Here is a 25,511-nt window from a genome sequence, read left to right on the forward strand (position 1 = left end):
CCTTGCCATTTTGCATCAAAGATTATTGACTACAACTTTGCTCGCGCCAGAGGTTAGATCATTCACAGTACCTGTGCTGGCGATTCCTGAACTAAGGTTATTGGTTACAACGAAGTAGTTAGCCCCAGCGCTTATGCGGATCAGGTAAGGGAACAGTCGTGCGGAATCTCTATCCGCAATATTCCCATCTATCACCATTCTCGAACAACCACTGCTAATCTCTATAGCAGGGTTAGAGGCGCTATTGAAGTTATATATGTTATTTTTATTGATTTGAATCCCTGATATTGAACTACCTGAAAACGAAATTACTCGACCTGACCCCGCCCCTAAAGTGTTCCCATCAACCCGAATGTTTCGCATGCTGCAAGTGCCAGATGTAATGAACTCTACTTGTGACATCGAAGTGCTAATGTTCCCACCATACATGTAATTATTAACAACCTGAATATCACTGATCAGTGATGTACCGGTCCCCCCAGATGTAAAGCTCATGATGGTACTAGAATCGCCATCCCACTGGCAGTTAGTGAAGAACAAGTCCTGTAGCCAGCCACCATTAAGGGCATAGCCATGCACCTGTTGATATGCTGGATATATGACGCACTCAGTAAATCTAACCCCTGCAATCTGGTTCGCGGCGGTAGCTGGGTTGTAGGCAGCAACAACGTAGAAGCTAATACAATGAGAATCGGTAATTAAGTGATTATTTACAAGCTGGCAGTTTTCAAAACTTAAATCGCCACAGAATCCACCATTAGCCTGAATTCGAATGCAGTTACTGGCCGTTGTCATTCCATCATTCCAAATACCCAACCTTGAAAATTTAATTTGTCGTATATTTGTTAAATGCAGACTTTGAGTGAAGTTTGAAATAAATACATCGGACACCACAGATTCTTTTAGTCCGATTAGCTTACCAGTAGCTGTGCCTATGGCTAGACCAGAGGTAGGGCCAGATCCCTTTGTTTGTGGTTCCAGTCCAAAGTCATGCAAGTAAATATCTACAATTGCTTGCGTGGAATCGGTGCTACCGACCAGGGAGATCGCGCTGGTCCCGGTAAATGTTGCTCCCGCTACTATCCTTGTTCCAGAGAAGATTATCCCCTGCCCAGCAAGCTCAATGCCGATATTTGCAGATGCAGGGATTGTCCATGTGCTGGAGATTAAAAACTTACCAGATCCAAGCTCTATTTTTGGTCTTACCCCCTTGACACTTGCGCTTGCAGCAACACACGCGCTGGCGGCGTTTAATGCAGGTGAGCAGTCAAATGTGTTGTCACCAAGTGCACCCCACCACTCAGGCATTACATAACGAAGTCCGACGACAACCCCAGCCCCATAAAATATTTTCCAGCGTGGGGCGTGAAGTTCGTTAGTTAATGTAGCTGTAAACCCTAAGTTTACGGTTATTTTACCACCTCTAACAGCTATGGAACTGGCAATGCTGCAATTAGAGTTTATAATTAGGTTGCCATCAAGAAGAATATAACCGTCTAAAGAGACGGATGGAGATATTAAATAATCCCCAGCAGGCACTATAACACTACGACCTGACACACATGCCTTTGTAAATGCATCTGTATCATTAGCCACACCATCACCAACAGCCCCAAAATCCTTAACACTAACCACTGTATCTAGTTTGTTTTGTACAAATGTAGAAACGCTATCTACATTAGGGTATTTGTAATAAAGCCTTTGCGTTAATTCACCATTTGCTATCTGCCCCTCAAGTAATTGTCGATATTGGTCTGGGTCGTATTTCAGAACATTAGGAAAATAGAATTGCTGAACATTAAGTGCATCATATACAGCCATTGAGTGGCCCTGCACCGTCACAAACTTGCCAATTATTCCGTTATAAACAGGGAACCCACCTGCATTAATAAGAATTGGCTGTGCCATTGGCACTAAACTACCATCTTCATTTTCCAGATATACTTGAATTTGGTTAGATGGAATAGTTGGATCGGTATCAATTTCACCAATATAAATTCAACCGCCGAACACTGCGCCGAATTTTCTTGGCATAGTAAATAACTGTGATGGCATTGATACGACAACATAAGCTATGATGTCAGGCATTAGGTTTACTCCAGACGTGTGTAATCCCCGCAGTGTTTAATCTGTGCGGCTTGGATTTAAGGCAATAAAAAACCCGCCGAAGCGGGTCGAGTGATGAGGTTATTTGTTTTTAGTCTTTCGCGCCTTGCGCTGTTGCAGTTAATGCCCGATTTACCACCTCTAATTGCTTTTCAAATGCGGAGCTATTTTTGGGCGTGTTAGCCAGTTTTAGCATCGCGTTCCTGATGGGCTTACTCTCATACATACGACCAAGCAACCCATAACTTACCGTTGCCGCAGCAGCTCCGGGGTTGGATGCTGCCGCACCAGCCACAACCCATGGTAATACTTGCTGACCGGTAGGGGTGACTACTGATGCCTTTCCAGCCTGTTTTGTTGATTCAAGATAGTTCTTTAGTCCACGAACATACCCGGCATCAGCTCCACGAAATGCAATTCCCGTCTGGTTAGATAGCATATTAAGTTGGCGTAGGAACTGATCTGGCGATCCTCCTGATTTTTCCACTGCCTTCCCAATTATGCCGTTTCTCATTTGCGCCCGGCCAGTACTGCCGACAGAGTTATATAGAGTTTGTATTTCTGACTTCTTGTTACTGTAAAGGATGTTATTTACCACTTCTGGCGTTAAATCACCTTTCATCAAAACGTTTTTTAGCCTTGTGTTTTTCAGAGTATTGGCCTCTGCTGCATACACTTGGTCAGCTTGCTTTAATCTGGCAGCATCACGCGGAGTTAGAGATGCTGATACCCCATCATAAATATCATCACCCATAGCTTTGTAGATACGATTGACTGCTGCTTCAGAGCGAGTTGGCATTGTAGTTCGCTCACCTTTAACATCTTGTCTAAACTGCGTTCGCAGATTCCTTAGTTGTTCAAAGCCTGTGCCTCCTGATGGTGTTCCGCGAAGCAACTCATTCTTGTACTTTTGCAGCTGATCTATGGTTGCAGAATCCTTTACTTCACCCAGCGAGTTAAGCCTTGATACTTCGTTATCAATTGCCTGAACAGTTCTCGATGGTTGAATGCCTGCCGCCTCAGCCTGGTCACCTGCTTGTGGAGCAACTACTTCATTAAAATATTGCTCCTGCGCTGCTACCTGCTGGTCAGGTGGCAGCGCCTGGTACTGTGGCGACGCCATGACTTCTTTCCATGCTTTAGCCATTAGTCACCCCATAATGAAGAGAAGCCAGTTTGCTGTTTCTGTGCCGGTTGTGATGTCTGTTTCTGTCCTCCGCTCGGCGACTTACCAACATCTACGTTATATTGCTGGTTGTAATTGTCGGTATACTCACGAATGTTACGAACTGATTCCTGAGCTGACTCTGGACTTGAATAATCAAGCTGCGGCATCCCCTGAAAATACATCTTCGCCTCCGCGACGGTGTTAATTCCTGATGCGCCCATATCACGTGCCGCTGCAATACCCTGGTTCTGCATGCGGCCCTGAATGCGTTGAGTTGCGTTATAAAGTTGCCGTTGATCTTTACCGCTCAGTCGACTGCGGACATCAGCACCTAACTCGGAGGATTGAGCCATGACCAAGAGAGAACTCAAGTGGTGGCATAACCACTGGCTGAATTGCGCTAAGTCTTGCCGCAAGGCAGGGAGTAGGCGCTCAGCAGCTAATTACCTCACCTGCGCAGCCGCCAAGCGTCGCATTTACCAAATGGATGTATCGGTATCAATTGAGCTTCAGGAGGCGGCATGACGCAGGACGAGCGATTTTACGCAGCACTCGAATCAGTTGCATGGATGCGACTGATAGCTGATCCGCGATTCACGGATGAAATGGCACAGATAAGGGCAGATGCATGGAGGGTGGATAAGCTAGGTGAAATAGCTGAACACACTTTTGATGAAACATGCTTGCGTTGGCTGACAGAAAAAGAGCATAAGCGATCGCTGGATGATGACCGAACGAAGATTGAGTTTTTCCTCGGTCATTTTTCTGGGATGCCAATATCCAGCATTACCGAAGATAAGATAATGAAAGCGGTGTCCAGAATGCCAAACAGGAAGCACAGGCAAATCTGGGAGTCGAAAAGGGATGCAGCATTAAGGAAGAAAAAACCAATACCAGGCTATGTGGAAAAACAGGTTTCACCGGCAACAAGAAGCCAGCATCTTTCATTTATACGCAGCCTGTTACGGGCAGCAGCAGACGAATGGAAGTGGTTAGCCAAAGCGCCAGTGATCAAGACCAGAAAACCACAGAGTAAGCGGATACGCTGGCTGACAAAAGATGAGGCTGTAACCTTAATCAATTGTATGCCCGAGAACTTCCGCCCTGTAGTGGTATTTGCTCTGGCTACCGGACTTCGAAGGTCGAACATTCTGGATCTGGAATGGTCGCAAATCGATATGCAAAGAAAGGTTGCATGGATTCACCCAGAGAACGCTAAAGCGGGCAAGGCAATTGGCGTAGCTCTGAACGATATGTCATGCAAGGTATTACGTGAACAGATAGGCCGACACTCAAGATATGTGTTTGTCCACACTTCGGCATGGCACCGGGCAGATGGAACAAAAACCGATGAGGTCAGGAAAATGCGCGTTGATGATAATACAGCATGGAGAACTGGATTAAAGCGCTCAGGAATCACTGATTTCCGTTTCCACGATTTGCGGCACACTTGGGCAAGCTGGTTAGTTCAAGCCGGGGTACCACTATCAGCACTTCAGGAAATGGGCGGATGGGAAAGCATCGAAATGGTCCGTCGATATGCTCACTTGTCGCCAAACCATCTAACTGAGCATGCGCGTAAAATTGACGAGGTAATGGGGATTAATGTCACTAATCTGGCACTTTTAAAAAAGGTTGCTGATAATTAGGGGGTAAATAGAGGGTAAATAGAGGGTAACTCATTGATTTTAATGGTACGCCCTACAGGATTCGAACCTGTGACCTACGGCTTAGAAGGCCGTTGCTCTATCCAACTGAGCTAAGGGCGCATTTGATATTTACCGCAGCACAGAACACTGCCGGTAGTCAGTTGCGGGTTGGATTATACGGGCAGTCTCTTTCGAGTCAATGGGTTTTCGCCTTACGGTTTATCATCTGGCTATTTAATCGTTAATTAATCGTTATTATATGCCTGACAGCACGACCCGCTTCTGACAAAATAGGCACATTCCCGCTTTTTTTAATTGATGGATCCCTCCACTGATGTCAGCAAAAATTATTGATGGTAAAACGATTGCTCAGCAGGTAAGAAATGAAGTTGCTGCGTTGGTACAGAAACGTTTGGCTGCCGGTAAGCGTGCTCCCGGCCTTGCTGTAGTATTAGTTGGTGTCAACCCAGCCTCACAAATTTATGTCGCCAGTAAGCGTAAGGCGTGCGAAGAGGTCGGTTTTGTTTCGCGTTCTTATGATCTGCCAGTGACCACCACTGAAGCAGAGTTGCTGGCATTGATTGATTCACTGAATGACGATGGTGAAATTGATGGGATTCTGGTGCAACTGCCACTGCCTGCAGGCATTGATAATGTCAAAGTGCTGGAACGTATCCACCCAGATAAAGACGTAGATGGCTTCCACCCGTATAACGTGGGCCGCCTGTGTCAACGCGCACCGAAATTGCGCCCTTGCACCCCACGCGGCATCGTTACTTTGCTGGAGCGTTATAATATCTCGACATACGGCCTCAATGCAGTTGTGGTCGGTGCATCCAATATTGTAGGCCGCCCGATGAGCCTTGAACTGCTGCTAGCAGGTTGCACTACCACCGTCACGCATCGTTTTACCAAAAATCTGCGCCAACATGTGGAAAATGCTGACTTGCTGGTGGTTGCCGTGGGTAAACCCGGTTTTATTCCCGGTGAATGGATTAAACCTGGTGCTATCGTGATTGATGTAGGCATTAACCGTCTGGAAAGTGGTAAAGTAGTCGGCGATGTAGAATTTGATGTCGCCGTTGAGCGTGCGGGTTGGATTACACCGGTTCCCGGTGGCGTCGGGCCGATGACCGTTGCAACACTGATACAAAATACCTTGCAAGCCTGCGAGGAATATCACGACATCAACGAAAATTGATTGTAAGGACAGGAATGGACATTTTTCATTTGGAAAAACACCCACACGTTGAGCTGTGTGACTTATTAAAGTTACAGGGCTGGAACGACAGCGGTGCCTCAGCGAAAGCCGCCATCGCAGATGGACAGGTGAAAGTCGACGGGAATGTAGAAACACGTAAGCGCTGCAAAATCCTGGCTGACCAGATTGTTGAGTTTCAAGGCATGAAAGTGCAGGTTAAAGCCTAATCACCTCAGCAAAGGCGAGTTCTAGCTGGTTATTGCGAAAGACTGCCATGGCGAGATAAGGGCAAAAAAATGCGGTTACTGGTCAGCACCAGAACCGCAATTTTTTTAGATGCAGATAGCTAAATTGCACCTATCCACCCAATACCATGCTATTTACGGCGCCATATCGTCCCTTGTGGGCCATCTTCCAGCACAATACCCAGCTCATTCAACTGATCACGGGCCGAATCGGCCAGCGCCCAATCTTTACTGCTACGGGCATCGTTACGTTGCTTAATTAACGCTTCTATTTTTGCTACTTCGTCGTCATTAGTCTGCGCGCCACTTTGTAAAAACAGCTCTGGATCCTGCTCTAATAATCCCAGCACATGGGCCAGTTTACGCAATTCTGCCGCTAAGCCATTCGCCGCCATAATATCTTCAGTTTTTAGGCGGTTTACTTCACGGGCAATATCAAACAGTACCGAATAGGCTTCTGGAGTATTGAAATCATCATCCATTGCGGCACGGAAACGCGCTTCAAACTCTGCACCACCCGCAGGCATCGCACTCGCATCAGTACCACGCAGAGCGGTATACAGGCGTTCTAGTGAGGCACGTGCCTGTTTCAGGTTCTCTTCGCTGTAGTTAAGCTGACTGCGATAGTGGCCAGACATCAGGAAGTAACGTACGGTTTCAGCATCGTAATAGGCCAGCACATCACGAATAGTAAAGAAGTTATTCAGTGATTTAGACATTTTTTCTTTGTCAATCATCACCATACCGGAGTGCATCCAGTAGTTCACATAGGGACCATCATGGGCACAGGTAGATTGCGCAATTTCATTTTCGTGGTGCGGGAACATCAAATCAGAACCACCGCCGTGAATATCAAAATGTGCGCCCAACTGTTTGCCATTCATCGCCGAGCACTCGATATGCCAGCCAGGGCGGCCCGGGCCCCAAGGTGATGCCCAACTTGGTTCACCCGGTTTAGACATTTTCCACAAGACAAAATCCATCGGATTGCGTTTAACATCAGCCACTTCAACCCGGGCACCGGCCTGCAATTGATCCAAATCCTGACGGGACAGCAAACCGTAATCAGGGTCACTGTCCACAGCAAACATCACATCGCCATTTGACGCGACATAAGCGTGATCACGGGCAATCAAACGCTCAGTCAGCGCAATAATTTCAGGAATATGGTGAGTCGCACGCGGCTCTAAATCAGGGCGTTCAAGATTCAGTGCATCGAAATCTTTATGCATTTCTGCCAGCATACGTGTCGTCAGTTGCTCACAGCTTTCATTGTTTTCCAATGCGCGCTTGATAATTTTATCGTCAACATCGGTAACATTACGCACATACGTCAGAGAGTAACCTAAATAACGCAAATAACGCGCCACGACGTCGAAAGCGACAAAAGTACGCCCATGCCCAATGTGACACAGGTCATAAATGGTGATCCCGCATACGTACATACCAATTTTACCGGCATGAATAGGCTTGAATTCCTCTTTTTGGCGACTCAGTGTATTAAAAATCTTTAGCATCGGGACATTCCGTGGTTTTTGTTTTTGCGCTAAGCAGGGTTTATACCCAAAGTCATTGGCGTTGCAGCTAGAGCGCAAACAACTTCAAGGACAAAGGAGATAAAAGGATATCATCAGATTATGCGGTAAATCAGCCACTGATTCAGCACTTTTTCGCACATCTTGCTCGCGTTTCGAGTGCTGACTCAATCTCAGAGTTATGATATAAGAGCCGTCTAAAGAGTTACGACTCATTTGTGAATACACTATTACACTAGCAGGAACATTATTATGGTCACGTTTCATACTAATCACGGCGATATCGTCGTCAATACCTTCGCGGATAAAGCGCCGGTTACCGTTGAAAACTTCCTGAACTACTGCCGTAAAGGCTTCTATGATAACACTATCTTCCACCGTGTTATCGACGGTTTCATGATTCAAGGCGGTGGTTTTGAGCCAGGCATGAACCAGAAAACCACTGATGCAACTATCAAAAACGAAGCTAACAACGGCCTGAAAAACACCCGTGGCACCCTGGCAATGGCGCGTACCAACGATCCGCACTCTGCTACTGCACAATTTTTCATTAACGTTGCTGACAACGACTTCCTGAACTTCCGTTCAGAGCGCCCGGATGGTTGGGGTTACTGCGTATTTGCTGAAGTTACTGAAGGTCTGGACGTTGTTGATAAAATCAAAAACGTTGCTACTGGCCGTAGCGGCATGCATCAAGATGTGCCAAAAGAAGATGTGATCATCAAAAGCGTCACTATCAGCGAATAATGACAGCTTAATGAGCACGCTTTTTATTGCAGATTTGCATCTTAGCGTTCAGGAACCGGCAATCACTGCCGGTTTCCTGCATTTTATACAGCGTGAAGCCATTCATGCTGATGCGTTATATATCCTGGGTGATCTGTTCGAGTCCTGGATTGGCGATGATGACCCCGAACCACTGTACCGGCAAGTTGCCGCTGCGCTGAAATCACTCCAACAACGGGGTGTGCCTTGCTACTTTATCCACGGTAATCGTGATTTCTTGCTCGGTAAACGCTTTGCTCAAGAAAGCGGCATGATCCTGCTGCCGGAAGAGAAAGTCGTCGAACTGTATGGCCGCAAAATTGTTATTTTACATGGTGATACCCTGTGTACCGATGATGCCGACTATCAGCATTTTCGTCGTAGAGTACATAATCCACTGATTCAAAAACTGTTCCTGTGGCTACCTCTGCGTTTTCGTTTACGCATTGCAGCTTATATGCGTAACCAAAGTCAGCAGAACAATAGCGGTAAATCTGAGCTGATCATGGATGTAAATCCACAAGCGGTGATTGATAGCTTCCAACGTAATGGCGTCAGTTGGATGATCCACGGGCATACGCATCGCCCAGCGGTTCACACCGTAGCACTCCCCGCCACAACCGCCCATCGTGTGGTTCTTGGTGCCTGGCATGTTGAGGGTTCGATGGTCAACGTCACGGCAGACAGTGTTGAGTTGATTAAATTCCCATTTTGACCTTCAGGTTTATCTGGCGAGTGGGTATAAAAAACCGATAAATCCCACTAAAAGCCGCGACGCAACCGTTTTCCTCGCCTTTGGCTCATGATATGCTCTACGCCCTCTTCGCCAGTCACGATTTAAGTAAAATCATTCTGGCCGACGCTTGTGCAATCACAGGAGCTTTACACTCATGGGAGCTAACCTCGATTCGGCTTATACAGCCGGGGTTAAAATCGCTATCGTAATGGGGTCCAAGAGTGACTGGGCCACCATGCAGTTCGCCGCTGACGTGCTCACCACGCTCAATGTTCCATTTCATGTGGAAGTTGTCTCCGCACACCGCACCCCCGATAAGCTGTTCAGTTTTGCCGAGTCAGCCCAAGCCAATGGCTTACAGGTGATAGTTGCCGGTGCCGGTGGTGCTGCACATCTGCCGGGTATGATTGCGGCAAAGACGCTGGTACCTGTTTTAGGTGTTCCGGTACAAAGTGCTGCGCTGAGTGGTATCGACAGCCTGTATTCGATTGTGCAAATGCCGCGTGGTATCCCAGTGGGGACCTTGGCTATCGGTAAAGCTGGTGCCGCCAATGCCGCCTTACTGGCCGCGCAAATATTGGCATTGCACGATGCCGAATTAGCCGATCGTCTGGCTGATTGGCGCAAAAGCCAAACTGACGAAGTGCTGGATAATCCAGATCCTCGGGTACCAGACTTACAGGTGAAGGCATGAAACCAGTTTGCGTATTAGGTAATGGCCAGCTAGGGCGCATGCTGCGTCAGGCTGGCGAACCACTGGGTATTGCCGTGTATCCGGTGGGCTTGGATGCGGAACCTGAAGCCGTGCCTTATCAGCACAGTGTGATTACCGCTGAGATTGAGCGCTGGCCAGAAACGGCGTTAACCCGTGAGCTCGCTACACACACGGCTTTTGTTAACCGCGATATCTTCCCGCGTCTGGCCGATCGCCTGACACAAAAGCAATTGCTCGATAGCCTGAATCTGCCAACCGCCCCGTGGCAGTTATTAGCAAGTAGTAGCGAATGGCCACAGGTCTTTGCAACATTAGGTGAGCTAGCCATTGTCAAACGTCGGGTCGGAGGCTATGACGGACGTGGTCAGTGGCGGTTGCGGGCCGGTGATCAAGATACCTTGCCAACTGATGCTTACGGTGAATGCATCGTTGAGCAAGGGATTAACTTCAGCGGTGAAGTTTCGCTGGTCGGCGCACGCAGCAGCCAAGGCAAATCGGTGTTTTACCCGTTAACCCACAATCTGCATGAAGATGGCATCCTGCGTATGAGCGTGGCTTTGCCACAGCCCGATAGCAGATTACAGCAACAAGCTGAAAAAATGCTGTCAGCCATTATGGATGAGCTGAATTATGTTGGCGTAATGGCCATGGAGTGCTTTATCGTTGGCAACAATCTGTTGATCAATGAGCTGGCACCACGGGTGCATAATAGCGGTCACTGGACGCAAAATGGTGCGTCAATAAGCCAGTTTGAACTGCACCTGCGCGCCATTTTGGACCTGCCCTTACCGACGCCAGTGGTCAACACCCCGTCAGCGATGGTCAACCTGATTGGCACGCCAGTGAACATCGAATGGCTATCTCTGCCGTTGGTGCATCTGCACTGGTATGAAAAAGAAGTGCGCGCAGGCCGTAAAGTAGGCCATCTGAATTTGAACCATCCCGATGGCGCACAATTATGTGCTGCTCTGGCCGCACTCGCGCCGTTGTTACCAGCGGAATACCAGAACGCGCTGTTCTGGGCGCAGGATAAGCTGTAACGCATCTGGCCTACCCTACAAATCATTGGCGTTGCAGCCACACTGCAACGCCAGGTTACCCAAGTGGGCTAACTGTCATAATTGCGGAACAGCGCCCTTCCCTGTAACAAACGCGCACCTAACCAACCGCCACACAGTGACAACAATAGCGCGCCAGCCAACGGCAATAGCCACCACATAACCCAATTAGGCTGCCACGGGAAATCAAACACTAAGCGCTGTAATGCCCACAGTGCCGCCTCTGCTCCGATGGCAGCAGCCAGCCCGGCAACCAACCCCAGTAAGGCAAACTCCCACCACAAGGTACCTCGCAGTAAGCGTTTACTTGCGCCTAGTGTCCGGTAAACCACCAGCTCCTGACGTCGCTGACGCATCCCTACTTGAACCTGTGCTAACAGCAACAAAGTGCCACAGATGATCACCAGTATTACCATCACTTCCAGTGCACGGCTCACCTGCTGCAACACCTGCCCGACCTGTTTAAGCATCGCGCCAATATCCAACAAACTGAGTGTTGGGAACTGCCGATTCAGTTGTGTCAGCACCTCCCCGTCTCCTTGATAGCGGAAACTGGTCAGCCAGGTTTGTGGCTGTTTATCCAATGCACCTGGCGGGAAGATAAAGTAGAAATTTGGCCGCAGGCTTTCCCAATCCACCTGACGAATACTGCTAACTTTGGCTTCGAATGACTGTGTATCACCGCTAAATGTCAGCTTATCGCCGATTTTAATCCCCAGTCTGTCAGCAATGCCTTGTTCCATCGACACTTCATCGGCTTTAGGTGGCCATTGACCGGCGGTCAAAATATTGTGCGCCGGTAAATCTTGCTGCCAGGTCAGATTCAATTCACGGTTAACCGCCTCGCCACCGGGTTCATCTTCGCGCACCCGCTCGGTGGCCAGTTGCTGGTTAATTTCAGACAGCCGTACCCGCACGATTGGATAGAACGTTGATGGCGTTATCTGATGTTGCGTCAGAAACTCAGTTACCTGTGGCACCTGTTGCGGTGTCATATTCAGCAAGAAGTAATTCGGGCTGTCCGGCGGCAATTGTTGCTGCCAACGATCCAATAGGTCCCCACGCAGTACCAATAACAATGCTAACAGCATAAAGGATAATGAAAATGCCGCCAGTTGCGTTAATGTCATCCACGGTTGACGTAGCAAACGGTTGATTGCCAGACGCAATGATAGACGGGTAACAGTCAGGCGGCGCAACAGTACCAGACTGCCCCAGCCAATCACGCCCAGTAATAACGCCAATACCACCATGCCAGCCATAATGGCCCACAATAACGCGTTCCCCCCCATCAGCAATGCCAATAAGCCAATCACGATAACCAGCATTGCAGGAATAAAGTAACGCAGCGGCCAAACATTCGCGGAAACATCACGGCGCAAAACCCGTAGCGGCTGGGTCGCGAGCAGTTGCCGATAGGGGCGAACACCCACCAGCAGCGAAATCAATACCAGCGAACCCATTGACCATACCCATGGCCATAAACCGGCTGCTGGCAATGCGGCCGGTAATACCGGTGACAATAAACGAACTAAAACCTTCTCGAATAAGAGGCCAATCACGCTGCCACACAGGCCTGCCAACACCAGCACCGACAGCCACTGACCGATAATCAACCGCCGCAGTGCACGGTGTCCTGCACCTAATGTTTTCAGTACCGCAACTAAATCATAGCGGCTACGGCAATAGTGGCCCATCGCCACCGCAACGGCAGCAATCGAAAGTAGTAACGTCAATAGCGCCGATAACAGCAAGAACTGCTGCGCCCGTTGCAGCGATTTCCCCAGCGCGCCACCTGATTCTTGTAAACCATACAACCGCTGCTCTGGTTTCAATTGTGGCGTAAGCCAGTCACTAAATTGGGTGACGCCATCAGGCTGGCCGGCGAACATATAACGATAGGTCAGACGGCTACCCGGCTGAATCGCGCCGGTCTTTTCCACGTCAGCCAGATTGATCAAAATACGCGGCGCGGTTTGGAATGGATTAAAGCCAGAATCAGGCTCCTGAATCACTTCACCGACAATTTTCAGTGAAGTATCACCGACATCCAGCATATCGCCGACCTTAACCCCAAGCAGCGACAACAGCCTTGGTGCCACCAACACCGTACCCGGTTCCAGCACCGCGCCAACAGGCAACGTATCTAATTTGCCATACAACGGATAGGCTAAATCTGTGGCTTTTACATCAGCCAGTTGTGGGCGATCGCCCGCGAAAGTCATGGTCATAAACGATAACTGGCGACTGACGGTCAACCCTTGCCGTTTAGCTTCCAGCAACCACGTTTCAGGAACCGGATGCGCCGCGCTCAGCACCCGATCGCCGGCTAAAAAATCGCGGCTTTGCTGACTCAGCCCTTTTTCCATCCGGTCACTGATGGTACCCAGCGCCAGCACACAAGCCACCGCCAGTGTTAATGCCAGCCAGACAATTAACAGTGAGGGTGAGCGCCACTCACGCCAAAACCAGCGCCAAATCATGCTTCCTCCCACAATTTGCCGTCCCGCAGCCGCAAGCGGCGCTGACAACGCCCCGCCAGTTGTACATCATGGGTAACCAGAATCAGTGTGGTGTCATAATCCCGATTCAATGAAAACAGCAGATCAGCAATTCTGTCACCGGTATGGCGGTCAAGATTACCGGTCGGTTCATCGGCAAATAACACTTTAGGCCGCCCACTGAAGGCTCGGGCCAGTGCTACCCGCTGCTGCTCACCGCCAGAAAGCTGAGCGGGCAGATGATGTAGCCGTTTGCCCAATCCGAGTTGCTCTAATAACTCCACCGCATGGGCCTTACTATTGCGTTCGCTCTCTCCACGCAACAATGCAGGAAGCTGAACGTTCTCTAACGTATTGAGTGTGGGTACCAACATAAATGACTGAAACACGAAGCCGACGTTTTTTGCACGTAATTGCGCGCGCCCTTCTTCATCCATGGCGGTCAAAGACTGGCCGAGTAAACTCACCTCACCACTGCTGCCATCATCAAGCCCTGCCAGTATCCCCAGCAAAGTTGACTTACCGGAACCCGACTCACCAATCAGCGCAATTGTCTGGGCGGGTTTGACAACCAGCTCAACTCCGGTAAGGATGGAGAGCTGTTGCTCACCCTGGCCGACGTATTTATTAAGATGATGAACTTCAAGAACGTTTTCCGCTGGCATCTTCCCTTCCTTTTACTGTTGGGATTATTCAGTTTGCGTGCCGCCGCAACCGATACACTGTTAATTCTTGGCGATAGCTTAAGCGCCGGTTACCGCCTGCCGATTGCCGAAGCATGGCCTTCACGGCTGGATAAAACATGGCAGGGAACACCGTCACTGCCGAAGGTAGTCAATGCCAGTATCAGTGGTGACACCGCCGCTCAAGGTTTGGCCCGCCTACCGTCCCTACTCAAACAACACCAGCCGCGCTGGGTGCTGATAGAACTGGGAGCAAATGACGGTCTGCGTGGTTTTCCAACACAAGATACTCAACGGGATCTGACACAAATTATCAATCAGATATTGGAAGCAAAAGCACAACCTTTATTGATGCAAATCCGCATTCCGCCTAACTATGGTCGCCGTTATACTGATGCTTTCACCGCGATGTATCCACAACTGGCACAGCAATTTAACATTCCATTGGTCCCTTTCTTTATGGAAGCTGTTGCTGTGAAACCGCAGTGGATGCAGGATGATGGCTTACACCCTAACGCCGCGGCCCAACCCTTCATCGCGGATTGGATGGCGCAACAACTTAAACCATTAGTGACCAATAAGCAGTAATAACACTTGTTCAAACAAATAGAATCACTCACCAGGTAAAGTTATGCAAAAAACTGTATTAATTACCGGTTGTTCCAGCGGTATCGGGCTGGTTGCGGCACAGGATTTGAAAAACAGGGGCTATCGCGTACTGGCCGCCTGCCGTAAACCTGATGATGTGGCAAAGATGACGCAATTGGGTCTGGAAGGTATTGAACTGGATTTGGATGACAGTGCCAGTGTGGAACGTGCTGCTGCGCAGGTTATCGAACTGACTGGCGGGCGCCTATACGGCCTGTTTAACAATGGTGGTTTCGGCCTGTATGGCCCATTGCACACCATTTCACGCCAGCAGTTGGAAAAGCAGTTTTCCACCAATCTATTCGGCACCCACCAGCTCACGCAATTGCTGTTGCCAGCAATGTTGCCTCACGGCGAAGGGCGTATAATTCAAACCAGTTCGGTGATGGGGTTGGTTTCTACCGCGGGTCGCGGCGCTTATGCGGCCAGCAAATATGCGTTGGAAGCGTGGTCTGATGCACTACGTATGGAACTGCACGACAGTGGTGTACATGTTTGTCTGATTGAACCCGGCCCTATCAGTACCCATTTTACACAAAACGTCAATCAGGCCGAGGCCGATAAACCGGTCAATAATCCCGGTATCGCAAAGCGATTTACCCTGCCCCCGCAGGCTATATTACCGAAATTACGCCATGCACTGGAAAGCCCGCGCCCACAATTGCGCTATCCTGTCACATTAGTGGCCCATGCATTGACCCTATTGCGCCGCATCCTACCGGGGCGAATGTTAGATAAAGTCCTGCGCGGTAATGCCTAACTGACTATCCAAAAATAGTTGGGGTTGAAGCAACATAATCTGCCCCCATCTAGTGTTAAAACGGATGAGAGAAATAATTCATGCTAGCACCTACTACGATTGATATTACTGAAGCAAACCTACACCAGGCCTTAGAACAATCCATGGCCGTGCCGGTACTGTTCTACTTTTGGTCCGAACGCAGCCAGCATTGTCTGCAACTGACGCCAGTGCTGGATAAACTGGCCGCAGAGTATGCCGGTCAATTCATTCTGGCTCGTGTCGACTGCGATGCAGAGCAGATGGTGGCGTCACAGTTTGGTTTACGCTCAATTCCGGCGGTTTATCTGTTTAAAGACGGTCAACCGGTGGATGGCTTCCAAGGACCACAGCCGGAAGAGGTTATCCGCGAGCTATTACAACGGGTATTGCCGAAACCTGAAGAATTGAAAGTTGCCGAAGCCGCACAATTGTTAAGCGAAGGCAAAGTGCAAGAAGCACTGCCACTGCTGAAAGATGCCTGGGCGCTGAGTGGGCAAAACAGTGAAATTGGCCTGCAACTGGCTGAAGTGCAAATTCAGTTGAACCGCAGTGAAGATGCTGAAACGGTGCTGGCAACCATTCCACTGCAAGACCGTGATACCCGTTATCAAGGGCTGATTGCTCAGATTGAGTTGCTCAAACAAGCTGCCGACACGCCAGAGATCCAACAGTTACAACAGCAATTGACTGAGCAGCCTGATAACGTCGAACTCGCGGTGCAATTGGCGCTACAACTGCATCAGGTTGGCCGCAATGACGAGGCTTTAGAGCTGTTGCTGAGCCATTTGAAGAAAGATCTGGCTGCCGCGAACGGTACTGCACGTAAGACATTAATGGATATTTTAGCTGCACTAGGCACCGGCGATGCACTGGCCGCCAAATATCGTCGTCAACTTTACTCATTACTGTACTGACAGCGAAAGTTAATCGCCATAACCTTTTTGGCGATCCCTTATTTGCTACTGCGCGGGGGCATCCCGCGCGGTTTTATTCTGCCCCAGCCAAGTTTTTTCTCATTTACACGCTTTTACCTGCCTTTAGTTAGGCATTTAACCACCGGTCACGTAATATTAAGAAACAAATATCATTGCTGACAGGAAGTTAAATATGTTTACGGTCATCCCTGTTCTTATCGTTGTAGCACTGATTGTGGTGTTTTCCTCAATCAAAATTGTTCCACAAGGTTTTCAGTGGACTGTCGAGCGTTTTGGTCGTTATACCAAAACCCTGATGCCAGGCTTGAACATCGTTGTGCCATTTATGGATCGTGTTGGTCGCAAAATCAATATGATGGAACAAGTCTTGGATATCCCATCCCAGGAGATCATTTCCCGCGATAACGCCAACGTAGCAATTGATGCAGTCTGCTTTATCCAGGTTATTGACCCAGTAAAAGCAGCTTATGAAGTCAGCAATTTGGAATCGGCCATCATCAATTTGACCATGACCAACTTCCGTACTGTTTTAGGTTCTATGGAGCTGGATGAAATGTTGTCCCAACGTGACAACATCAACGGCCGCCTGTTGCATATTGTTGATGAAGCCACCAACCCGTGGGGCATTAAAGTGACTCGTATTGAAGTCCGTGATGTGCGCCCACCGGCTGAATTGATTTCTGCGATGAATGCTCAGATGAAAGCGGAACGTACTAAACGTGCTGATATTCTGGAAGCCGAAGGGGTTCGTCAGGCCGCAATTTTGCGTGCTGAAGGTGAGAAGCAATCACAGATTCTGAAAGCTGAAGGTGAACGTCAATCCGCATTCTTGCAAGCAGAAGCCCGTGAGCGTGGTGCTGAAGCTGAAGCTCAAGCTACCAGAATGGTTTCTGAGGCTATTGCTGCCGGTGACATTCAAGCCATTAACTACTTTGTGGCACAGAAATATACCGACGCACTGCAACACATCGGCTCCGCCAATAACAGCAAAGTCATTATGATGCCGCTAGAAGCCAGCAGCCTGATGGGTGCTATCGGTGGGATTGCAGAACTGATTGGCGAGAGTAAAAACAGCCGAGGTAAATAACCATGCTGGAGGAAATTGCCGCGAATCCAAGTTGGTTTTGGCTATCCCTCGGCGGGCTGCTTCTGGCCGCCGAGATGCTAGGTGCCAGTGGTTATATGCTGTGGAGCGGCGTTGCCGCCGTAGTCGTGGGCGCGTTAGTCTGGCTATTTCCCTTTAGCTGGGAGATGCAAGGCGTGCTATTTTCCGTCCTGACGGTGGTTGCTGCATTCCTGTGGTGGTATTGGCTGAGTAAACGCATCAAACCACAACCTGCCATGCTGAATCAACGTACCCATCAGCTATTGGGTACGCGGGCCACATTGACCGAACCGACTATTGATGGTTTTGGTCGCATGCGGGTTGGTGACAGTAGCTGGCGTATTTATTGCGCGACCGAACTGGGTGTTGGTACCGAAGTTGAAGTGATATTCGTGGAAGGCAATACCTTGCATGTCCGCGCCATCCCTCAGTAATACCTATATTATCGTCAGTAGCATATTGACCGGCAGGCCGTCAGTTGAGCGGCCTGTCAGTTAACTAACAACTGCCCCCCCACAACCATCTGTTTGTTAACAACTTTCTCCTTATCATCGCCAGCCTGCTTAGCTGCCGAATGACAACATCCCGACAAATTATTGATAATCGGGCAATCTGCGCCATCATCCCCTGGGCACTCATCTGCCAACGCTAACAAGCGCAAGCGCATCTGGTTAAGATCATCAATATGTTGCTCGATTTCCGCAACCTTTAGTAGCGTCGCCGCTTTCACATCCGCGCTGTGGCGGGCCGGGTTATGAAATAATGCCAGTAACTCGCGACATTCATCCAGTGTAAAGCCAACCTGCCGTGCCTGACGTAGCAGTGTTAACTCTTCAATGTGTTTGGCACTGTAGCTGCGATAGCCGTTATCAGTGCGGATAGGCGGTGTCAGCAGTTTTTTTTCTTCGTAGAAACGTATGGCTTTGCTAGTTAAACCGGTTTTTTTTGCCACATCGCTTATGTTCATACTTCCCCCTTGACCTTCCCCTTGCTGGAAGGTTTAACCTCCATAATTAGTGAAAATAACGATGTCAGTCAAGCGGAATAAAACCTGTACAGCTTAAGGTTATGGATAAATCCATTATCAGCGACAATAAGCGATGTGACTGGGATTACCGACTAAACTTATCCCGACGAAATGAACGGATAAGTGGTTACTCGATAAGGAGTTAATTATGTTGCAAACCACAGTGCTGGCCTTGCATGGTCTTTCCTGTATGAATTGTGCCAAGCGAGTGAAAACCGCCTTAGAAAGTCGTGAAGATATTCATCATGCTGAAGTCGACGTTAACTATGCCAAAGTGACCGGTGAAGCCGATATCAACACGCTGATTGATACTGTCAAGCAAGCCGGTTATCAGGCAGAAGCAGCCCAAACACCCGATACACAATTACAGCTCTCAGGCTTAAGTTGCGGTCATTGTACTGAAGCTACACGCAAAGCGCTGGAAGCCGTTCCCGGTGTGATTGCGGCCGTGGTAAGTGTGGATAGCGCGAAAGTGTATGGCAAAGCTGATCCGCAGGTGCTGATTAATGCCGTGGAACAGGCGGGTTATCACGCCGCACTGCCAGGTGCCCTATCCCCAAAAACTGAGCCGCTGACTCACTCAGCCCCATCTCAGCCGGAATATCAGGCAGCGGCCTCTTCAACTATTCCGGCAGTAACACCTGAGATTAATAAAACAGAGACCGCTAACCCAACCACAGCGGTAGATATCGATAGCGTCCAGTTATTACTAACCGGAATGAGCTGTGCCAGTTGCGTATCCAAAGTACAACATGCTCTGGAAGGGGTTGATGGGGTTGAGGTTGCGCGCGTCAATTTGGCGGAGCGTAGCGCGTTAGTCACCGGTAACCCAAGCAATGAAGCCTTAATCGCAGCCGTCAAAAATGCCGGTTATGGTGCAGAAATTATTGAAGACGAAGGCGAGCGCCGCGCACGTCAGCAACAGATGTCCCAAGCCAGTATGAAGCGCTTCCAATGGCAAGCAGCGCTGGGCCTGCTGTTGGGTATCCCACTGATGGGATGGGGGTTATTCGGCGGCAGTATGACGCTAACGCCAGAAACCCAGACGCCGTGGCTTATTGTCGGGGTGATTACTCTGCTGGTGATGATATTTGCGGGTGGCCATTTCTATCGCAACGCCTGGGTCAGCCTGAAAAATGGCAGTGCCACTATGGATACCTTAGTGGCACTAGGTACCGGAGCGGCGTGGCTCTATTCCATTACGGTGAATATCTGGCCGGATGTTTTCCCGATGGAGGCGCGCCACCTCTATTATGAAGCCAGCGCCATGATAATCGGTTTGATTAACCTTGGTCATGCGATGGAACAACGCGCCAGACAGCGCTCATCTAATGCGTTGGAGCGACTGCTGGACCTGGCACCACCGACAGCACGGCGGGTATCTGACGACGGCGAGCAAGTGATCCCTCTGGCTGAGGTCCAATTGGGCATGACCTTGCGTCTGACTACCGGTGACCGAGTACCGGTTGATGGTGAAATTGTGCAGGGCGAAGTGTGGATGGACGAAGCCATGCTGACCGGCGAACCTATCCCACAACAAAAATCAGCAGGTGATGTGGTACATGCAGGTACCCAAGTACAGGATGGGTCGGTACTGTTCCGCGCCAATGCCATTGGTAGCCAAACTACACTGGCTCGCATCATCAAACTGGTTCGTCAGGCGCAAAGCAGTAAACCAGAAATCGGCAAATTGGCGGACCGAATCTCGGCGGTATTTGTGCCAACCGTGGTGGCAATTGCTGTTATCGCCGGGCTGATTTGGTATTTCCTCGGTCCACAGCCTCAGTTGGTGTACACCCTGGTGGTTGCTACCACAGTGCTCATTATCGCTTGTCCCTGCGCGCTTGGACTGGCGACGCCGATGTCTATCATCTCTGGCGTCGGGCGGGCGGCCGAGTTTGGTGTTTTGGTACGTGATGCCGATGCATTGCAGCAAGCCAGTAATCTCGATACGTTGGTGTTCGACAAAACCGGCACACTAACGGAAGGTCACCCGCAAGTGGTGGCAATTCATACCTTTAACGGTGTCAGCGAACAACAAGCGCTGGGATGGGCCGCAGCACTAGAAACCGGTTCTAATCACCCATTGGCTCGCGCTATTTTGCAACGTGCCGAAGGGCTGACGCTGGCTACCGTCAGTCAGTTCCGCACCTTACGTGGCTTGGGTGTCAGTGGTGAAGTTGACGGCATTCCTTTGTTGCTAGGGAACAACCGCCTGCTGGAGGAACAGAGCATTGATACCCGTGAGTTGCAATCACTCATGCAGCAGCAAGCTGAAAGTGGTGCTACCCCGGTTATCCTCAGCGCGATGGGTAAACCCGCGGCACTGCTGTCGATCCGCGACCCACTGCGCAGCGACAGTGTCAGCGCTCTGCAACGGTTGCATCAACTGGGATACAGTCTGGTGATGTTAACCGGTGATAACCCAATTACCGCCAATGCCATTGCCAAAGAAGCCGGTATTGATCAGGTGATCGCGGGTGTATTGCCGGAGGGTAAAGCTGAGGCTATCAAGCAACTGCAAGCCGCCGGACATAAAGTGGCGATGATTGGTGATGGTATCAATGATGCCCCTGCACTGGCACAAGCGGATGTTGGGATTGCCATGGGTGGTGGTAGTGATATCGCGATTGAAACTGCGGCTATCACGCTAATGCGCCACAGTCTGCATGGGGTTGCGGATGCCGTGGAGCTTGCCAAAGCAACATTGCGTAATATGAAGCAAAACCTATTGGGTGCGTTTTTCTACAACGCACTGGGTATTCCGATTGCTGCGGGAATTCTGTTCCCGTTCACCGGAACATTACTTAGCCCGGTGGTGGCAGGGGCGGCCATGGCGCTGTCATCCATTACCGTAGTCAGCAACGCTAACCGTTTACTGCGTTTTAAACCTAAGCAGTAAGCGCTCCTGATATCCCCAAAGTCATTGGCGTTGCAGGTAGGCTCAGGGATGGGCCGAGTAACAAGAGCAGCTAACCCCCTGCGGCTTCAAGTACAAAGGGTATAGCCTAATGGCGCACAACACTTTCATGTGCGCCATTTAGCGTTTAGCATGTTAAGAAATGCTAAAAAGGGAACCACATGGATATGGGCCAATTATTACGCCACATCGTACGATTTCTCGGTATCCTAACACCGGCGACCTACCCCTATCCGGCGTTGGATATCACCTTACCCCGTGAACGCCACTTCCATATGGTCGGCAGTATTCATATGGGAACCGAGAACATGTTCCCCCTCCCCCACGAATTACTGAATAAATTGAATCAGGCTGATGCACTTATTGTCGAAGCTGATATCACCGACACCTCCTCACCTTTTGGTACCGATACCCTCAGCGAAGCATTAATCGATAGATTACCTGAGGAGCAATATCAGCAACTGTTACAGCGCTGCGAAGAGCTGAGCACTGATCCGCACTCGATGGCCTTTCTACCGGCATGGCAGGTCGCCTTAATGCTTCAGGCTCGCCAGGCTCAACGTCTGGGATTGCGTGGGGAATACGGCATCGATTATCAATTATTGAAAGCGGCAGCAGCACAAGAAAAAAGTGTTATAGAGTTGGAAGGAACACAAATGCAACTCGATTTACTGGAGACATTACCTGATAACGGCATGTCTTTACTGCTTGATACTCTGACCCATTGGCACACCAACGCACGCCTGCTGCAAACCATGATTGGCTGGTGGCTGGAACATCCCCCCACCAATGACCTAACCACACTGGCGCCAACTTTTAGCCAAAATCTATACGATGTGCTGATGATTCAACGGAATAAACGCTGGCAGCAGCAACTAGAACATCTGCCAGCCGGGCGTTATGTGGTCGCGGTCGGTGCACTGCATCTGTATGGCGAGGGTAATCTTCCTGATTTGTTGCAACTCAGCGAGCAGTAATCACCAATAAAAGTAAAAAAATGGCCGATATCGCTATCGGCCAGTCAAAGAGGAATTTTCATTATTTTAGTTATTAAGCGCCCACACCCCTTGCGGATAATATGAGCTGCAGGTACAGGGTAGCAACCTGACGATTAGATTAGCAACTTACATTCATCATAACTCCGGCAATCCATCATGATGCCATTGATTTTATTAGGTTAATTTTTAACTCTATCGCAATGATTGGGTGTAGGATAATCCACTGGAATAAATTTTCATTTTTAATTGGACGTTTATTATGACACCTGCAGTCGTTTTGCTGGAAAAACAAAAAGTTCCGTTCACATTACATCCTTATCACCATGACGCAGCAGAAACCAACTTTGGCGATGAAGCCGTTAAAAAGTTGGGGCTTAATGCTGATCAGGTTTATAAAACCTTGCTGGTCGCCTTGAATGGTGATGCCAAAAATTTGGCGGTTGCCGTTACCCCTGTCGCCACCCAGCTTGATCTGAAAAAAGTTGCGCGTGCTTTGGGTGCCAAAAAGGCGGAGATGGCTGACCCACAATTGGCGCAGCGCACCACCGGTTATTTAGTCGGTGGTATCAGTCCATTAGGGCAGAAAAAGCGCTTACCGACGGTTATCGATAGCTTGGCACAGGCGTATGCCACTATATTCGTTTCTGGCGGAAAGCGGGGGTTAGATATTGAATTGGCTGCAACAGATTTATGCCAGTTGCTACAAGGCAGCTTTGCCGATATTGCTAAGCGCGATTAATTAATTTATTGCATTACAAACCCGCACCGCGCTGCCTATATCTCATGCAATTCACCAGAAGCCTCCACTGCCAAATGGAGGCTTCTGGCTTCACGCCTTACTTATAAACAATCTCGCCTTTCGGCTGATACTGACTGGCATCCAGCGGAGAGTGCTTTTCAATATACTGTTTTAACACTTCAGCATCGATAAAACCGGTGTTCACATAGCCCGGTAAGGTATCGATTTTCGGGTAGCCATCGCCGCCTAATGCATTAAAATTCAGGGTGGCCAGACGATACATTTTATTCGGGTCTAATGGCTTACCCTGTATTTTTACGTTACTGACGCCATTACCATCAGCGACCAAGCTGACATTGGCAAATTGTGCATAAGCACCTGAATCGACTTTTTTATTCGCCACCACAGCCAGATACTTCTCGACCTCGCTGCCTTTCATATCGGCGTAAACCAATGTATTACCAAATGGCTGGACCTTAAGCACATCTTTATACGTGATATCACCGGCATCGATAGAATCACGCACCCCACCACCACTCATCACCGCGAAGTCTGCACCCGCTCGTTCCATTTGCGCAGCCAATAACATCCGCGCCAGGTTGGTTTGTTCGAAACGAACCTTGCTACGATCACCTTCTAGCTTGCCATTGACACTGCCAACTTTAATATCCAACTGCGCCTTACCTTGCTCTTCAAAAGGCGTAAGTAGCTTCAGCATCGATGGATCTTGCGCAATCTCCTGGGTATAAAAGACCCGCTCACTGGTACCATCAGCCTTCTCAACTTTTTTCTTTAAATTGATTGGAATTAACTGATAACTCACCAGTTTCAACTCACCATTGCGGAATTTAAAATCAGCACGACCAACATATTTACCCCACTCATGAGCTTGAACAATCCAGGTTCCGTTCTGACGATCAGGCGCACAAGGTGTACCGGGAACATAATCAGCCTGCTTATGGTTCTCACTGGCCATACAAACCGGATCTTGCGAGTGACCACCCACTATCATATCTAAATAGCCTGCGGGGAGGCTGCGAGCCATCTCTACATCACCTGGAGCATTCGAACCATGCTTGCCATCATCGTAATGCCCCATATGGGTAGCGGCGATGATAATGTCAGGCTTATCGGTCTTTCGCAGTTGATCGACGACTTGTTTTGCTTCAACGGCCGGGACATGGAATTCAATATCGGTGAAATACTCGGGATTCCCGATCTTGGCAGTATCATCAGTCGTTAAACCAATTACCGCAATTTTCACCCCTTGCTTATCAAACAAGGCATAAGGCTTAAATAAGCGTTGTTGCGTACTTTTCTGGTAGATATTGGCCGATAACAACGGGAAAGTTGCCCACTTCTCTTGTTGTCGCAGCACACTCAATGGATTATCAAATTCGTGATTGCCGATGGCCATCGCGTCGTAACCGACCAGGTTCATACCACGAAAATCAGGCTCCGCATCTTGCAAATCAGACTCAGGCACGCCGGTGTTGATGTCCCCACCTGACAGCAGTAGTAGACTTCCGCCCTCGGCTGCAACTTGTTTGCGAATACTATCAACGACAGTTTTCTGTGCCGCTAAACCATATTCGCCGTGATCGTTTTGCCAGAAATGCCCATGGTGATCATTAGTGTGCAATATAGTGATATCGTAAGTTTTATCTTTTTCCCAGGCAGCAGCCCATCCCGGTGCAAACGCCAGCGACACAGCCAAGGCACATGCTGTGGTCGGTAATGAAAAACGCATGGCAAATCTCCATGTAGTCGTTAAAAACCGGCCTGATAAATCCCGGTTTAATGAGTGAAAAGAGTGTAATGCATATCAATAGCACGATAAATCAACACCATACCGTGACGCCGTAGGCATTGTAATGTGATGATGTATGCATGAATTTCATAACTTTGGAATATATATCAAATTATGTCAGATGTAGTAAAAATCATTCGATCTGCATAATATGTATTCGTTACCAACATATTATTAACAGTGAAA

General features: G+C 49.1%; 20 protein-coding genes, 1 tRNA gene and 3 pseudogenes. 15 read left to right on the forward strand and 9 right to left on the reverse strand.

Going from position 1 to position 25,511, the window contains the following annotated elements:
* Positions 1–15 precede the first annotated feature (15 nt).
* The 3 genes and pseudogenes from V1953_RS15570 to V1953_RS15580 all read right to left on the reverse strand — a co-directional run.
* Positions 16–2,088 (reverse strand): annotated as a pseudogene (locus V1953_RS15570) (phage tailspike protein).
* Between the two features lie 109 nt (positions 2,089–2,197).
* Complete coding sequence (locus V1953_RS15575; protein WP_442851106.1) at positions 2,198–3,253, reverse strand: DNA transfer domain protein; 1,056 nt, start codon at positions 3,251–3,253, stop codon at positions 2,198–2,200.
* Positions 3,253–3,609: pseudogene (locus V1953_RS15580) on the reverse strand (DNA transfer protein); the annotation flags it as partial. The pseudogene V1953_RS15580 and the gene V1953_RS15575, both read right to left, overlap by 1 nt.
* A 276-nt stretch (positions 3,610–3,885) precedes the next feature.
* On the opposite strand from V1953_RS15580, the pseudogene V1953_RS15585 reads away from it, so the two are divergent.
* A pseudogene (locus V1953_RS15585) lies at positions 3,886–4,923 on the forward strand (tyrosine-type recombinase/integrase); the annotation flags it as partial.
* A gap of 43 nt (positions 4,924–4,966) precedes the next feature.
* Here V1953_RS15585 and V1953_RS15590 read toward each other — a convergent pair.
* Positions 4,967–5,043: transfer RNA gene (locus V1953_RS15590), tRNA-Arg, on the reverse strand.
* Between the two features lie 214 nt (positions 5,044–5,257).
* Here V1953_RS15590 and folD point away from each other — a divergent pair.
* Positions 5,258–6,124, forward strand: a complete 867-nt coding sequence (gene folD, locus V1953_RS15595; protein ID WP_083159903.1) for a bifunctional methylenetetrahydrofolate dehydrogenase/methenyltetrahydrofolate cyclohydrolase FolD — start codon at positions 5,258–5,260, stop codon at positions 6,122–6,124.
* Positions 6,125–6,138: 14 nt separating this feature from the next.
* The gene (ybcJ, locus tag V1953_RS15600; RefSeq protein ID WP_004390634.1) at positions 6,139–6,351 is read left to right on the forward strand and encodes a ribosome-associated protein YbcJ; all 213 of its coding nucleotides are present in this window, start codon (positions 6,139–6,141) and stop codon (positions 6,349–6,351) included.
* 149 nt (positions 6,352–6,500) lie between these two features.
* Here the strand turns inward: ybcJ and cysS are convergent, their stop codons facing one another.
* Positions 6,501–7,886, reverse strand: coding sequence for a cysteine--tRNA ligase (gene cysS / locus V1953_RS15605; protein WP_083159905.1), 1,386 nt, complete (start codon positions 7,884–7,886; stop codon positions 6,501–6,503).
* 270 nt (positions 7,887–8,156) lie between these two features.
* Between cysS and ppiB the strand changes: the two genes are divergently transcribed.
* The 4 genes from ppiB (at position 8,157) to purK (ending at position 11,160) form a co-directional block, all read left to right on the forward strand.
* Positions 8,157–8,651 (forward strand): peptidylprolyl isomerase B, encoded by a 495-nt coding sequence (gene ppiB / locus V1953_RS15610; RefSeq protein WP_005182430.1) that lies wholly within the window; start codon positions 8,157–8,159, stop codon positions 8,649–8,651.
* A 10-nt stretch (positions 8,652–8,661) separates the two neighbouring features.
* The gene (locus V1953_RS15615; RefSeq protein ID WP_087815962.1) at positions 8,662–9,384 is read left to right on the forward strand and encodes a UDP-2,3-diacylglucosamine diphosphatase; all 723 of its coding nucleotides are present in this window, start codon (positions 8,662–8,664) and stop codon (positions 9,382–9,384) included.
* A gap of 175 nt (positions 9,385–9,559) precedes the next feature.
* Entirely contained in the window at positions 9,560–10,099 is a 540-nt protein-coding gene (purE, locus tag V1953_RS15620) for a 5-(carboxyamino)imidazole ribonucleotide mutase (protein ID WP_050085966.1), read from the forward strand.
* Entirely contained in the window at positions 10,096–11,160 is a 1,065-nt protein-coding gene (gene purK / locus V1953_RS15625; RefSeq protein ID WP_442851107.1) for a 5-(carboxyamino)imidazole ribonucleotide synthase, read from the forward strand. Before purE ends, purK begins: the two co-directional genes overlap by 4 nt.
* Positions 11,161–11,228: 68 nt before the next feature.
* Here purK and ybbP read toward each other — a convergent pair whose 3' ends face one another.
* Both ybbP and ybbA read right to left on the reverse strand, forming a co-directional pair.
* Positions 11,229–13,661 (reverse strand): putative ABC transporter permease subunit YbbP, encoded by a 2,433-nt coding sequence (gene ybbP / locus V1953_RS15630; RefSeq protein WP_442851108.1) that lies wholly within the window; start codon positions 13,659–13,661, stop codon positions 11,229–11,231.
* Entirely contained in the window at positions 13,658–14,344 is a 687-nt protein-coding gene (ybbA, locus tag V1953_RS15635; RefSeq protein WP_372558232.1) for a putative ABC transporter ATP-binding protein YbbA, read from the reverse strand. Before ybbA ends, ybbP begins: the two co-directional genes overlap by 4 nt.
* On the opposite strand from ybbA, the gene tesA reads away from it, so the two are divergent.
* The 5 genes from tesA to V1953_RS15660 all read left to right on the forward strand — a co-directional run bounded on the left by tesA (position 14,315) and on the right by V1953_RS15660 (position 18,265).
* Positions 14,315–14,950 carry a multifunctional acyl-CoA thioesterase I/protease I/lysophospholipase L1 gene (tesA, locus tag V1953_RS15640; RefSeq protein ID WP_193784833.1) on the forward strand — a complete coding sequence of 212 codons (636 nt, stop codon included), beginning with the start codon at positions 14,315–14,317 and terminating at the stop codon, positions 14,948–14,950. The two genes, ybbA and tesA, sit on opposite strands and share 30 nt — an antisense overlap.
* 43 nt (positions 14,951–14,993) lie before the next feature.
* Entirely contained in the window at positions 14,994–15,770 is a 777-nt protein-coding gene (locus V1953_RS15645; protein ID WP_372558231.1) for an SDR family oxidoreductase, read from the forward strand.
* Between the two features lie 80 nt (positions 15,771–15,850).
* On the forward strand, positions 15,851–16,705 hold the full coding sequence (locus V1953_RS15650; protein ID WP_442851109.1) for a co-chaperone YbbN: 855 nt from the start codon (positions 15,851–15,853) through the stop codon (positions 16,703–16,705).
* A gap of 193 nt (positions 16,706–16,898) precedes the next feature.
* Positions 16,899–17,813, forward strand: coding sequence for an SPFH domain-containing protein (locus V1953_RS15655; protein WP_004704953.1), 915 nt, complete (start codon positions 16,899–16,901; stop codon positions 17,811–17,813).
* 2 nt (positions 17,814–17,815) lie between these two features.
* Positions 17,816–18,265 carry an NfeD family protein gene (locus V1953_RS15660; protein WP_083159921.1) on the forward strand — a complete coding sequence of 150 codons (450 nt, stop codon included), beginning with the start codon at positions 17,816–17,818 and terminating at the stop codon, positions 18,263–18,265.
* A 56-nt stretch (positions 18,266–18,321) separates the two neighbouring features.
* Here the strand turns inward: V1953_RS15660 and cueR are convergent, their stop codons facing one another.
* The gene (gene cueR, locus V1953_RS15665) at positions 18,322–18,798 is read right to left on the reverse strand and encodes a Cu(I)-responsive transcriptional regulator (RefSeq protein WP_442851110.1); all 477 of its coding nucleotides are present in this window, start codon (positions 18,796–18,798) and stop codon (positions 18,322–18,324) included.
* 208 nt (positions 18,799–19,006) lie between these two features.
* Between cueR and copA the strand changes: the two genes are divergently transcribed.
* From copA to ybaK, 3 genes are all read left to right on the forward strand, one after another.
* The gene (gene copA / locus V1953_RS15670) at positions 19,007–21,760 is read left to right on the forward strand and encodes a copper-exporting P-type ATPase CopA (RefSeq protein ID WP_420072934.1); all 2,754 of its coding nucleotides are present in this window, start codon (positions 19,007–19,009) and stop codon (positions 21,758–21,760) included.
* Positions 21,761–21,945: 185 nt separating this feature from the next.
* Positions 21,946–22,755: a TraB/GumN family protein gene (locus V1953_RS15675; RefSeq protein WP_442851335.1), complete on the forward strand. Its 810-nt coding sequence runs from the start codon at positions 21,946–21,948 to the stop codon at positions 22,753–22,755.
* Positions 22,756–23,035: 280 nt separating this feature from the next.
* Entirely contained in the window at positions 23,036–23,515 is a 480-nt protein-coding gene (gene ybaK / locus V1953_RS15680; protein ID WP_083159927.1) for a Cys-tRNA(Pro)/Cys-tRNA(Cys) deacylase YbaK, read from the forward strand.
* 97 nt (positions 23,516–23,612) lie between these two features.
* Here the strand turns inward: ybaK and ushA are convergent, their stop codons facing one another.
* Positions 23,613–25,265 carry a bifunctional UDP-sugar hydrolase/5'-nucleotidase UshA gene (gene ushA, locus V1953_RS15685; RefSeq protein ID WP_083159929.1) on the reverse strand — a complete coding sequence of 551 codons (1,653 nt, stop codon included), beginning with the start codon at positions 25,263–25,265 and terminating at the stop codon, positions 23,613–23,615.
* Positions 25,266–25,511: the final 246 nt, after the last annotated feature.

This window comes from Yersinia sp. 2541 StPb PI (assembly GCF_052217145.1).
GTDB lineage: Bacteria > Pseudomonadota > Gammaproteobacteria > Enterobacterales > Enterobacteriaceae > Yersinia > Yersinia enterocolitica_E.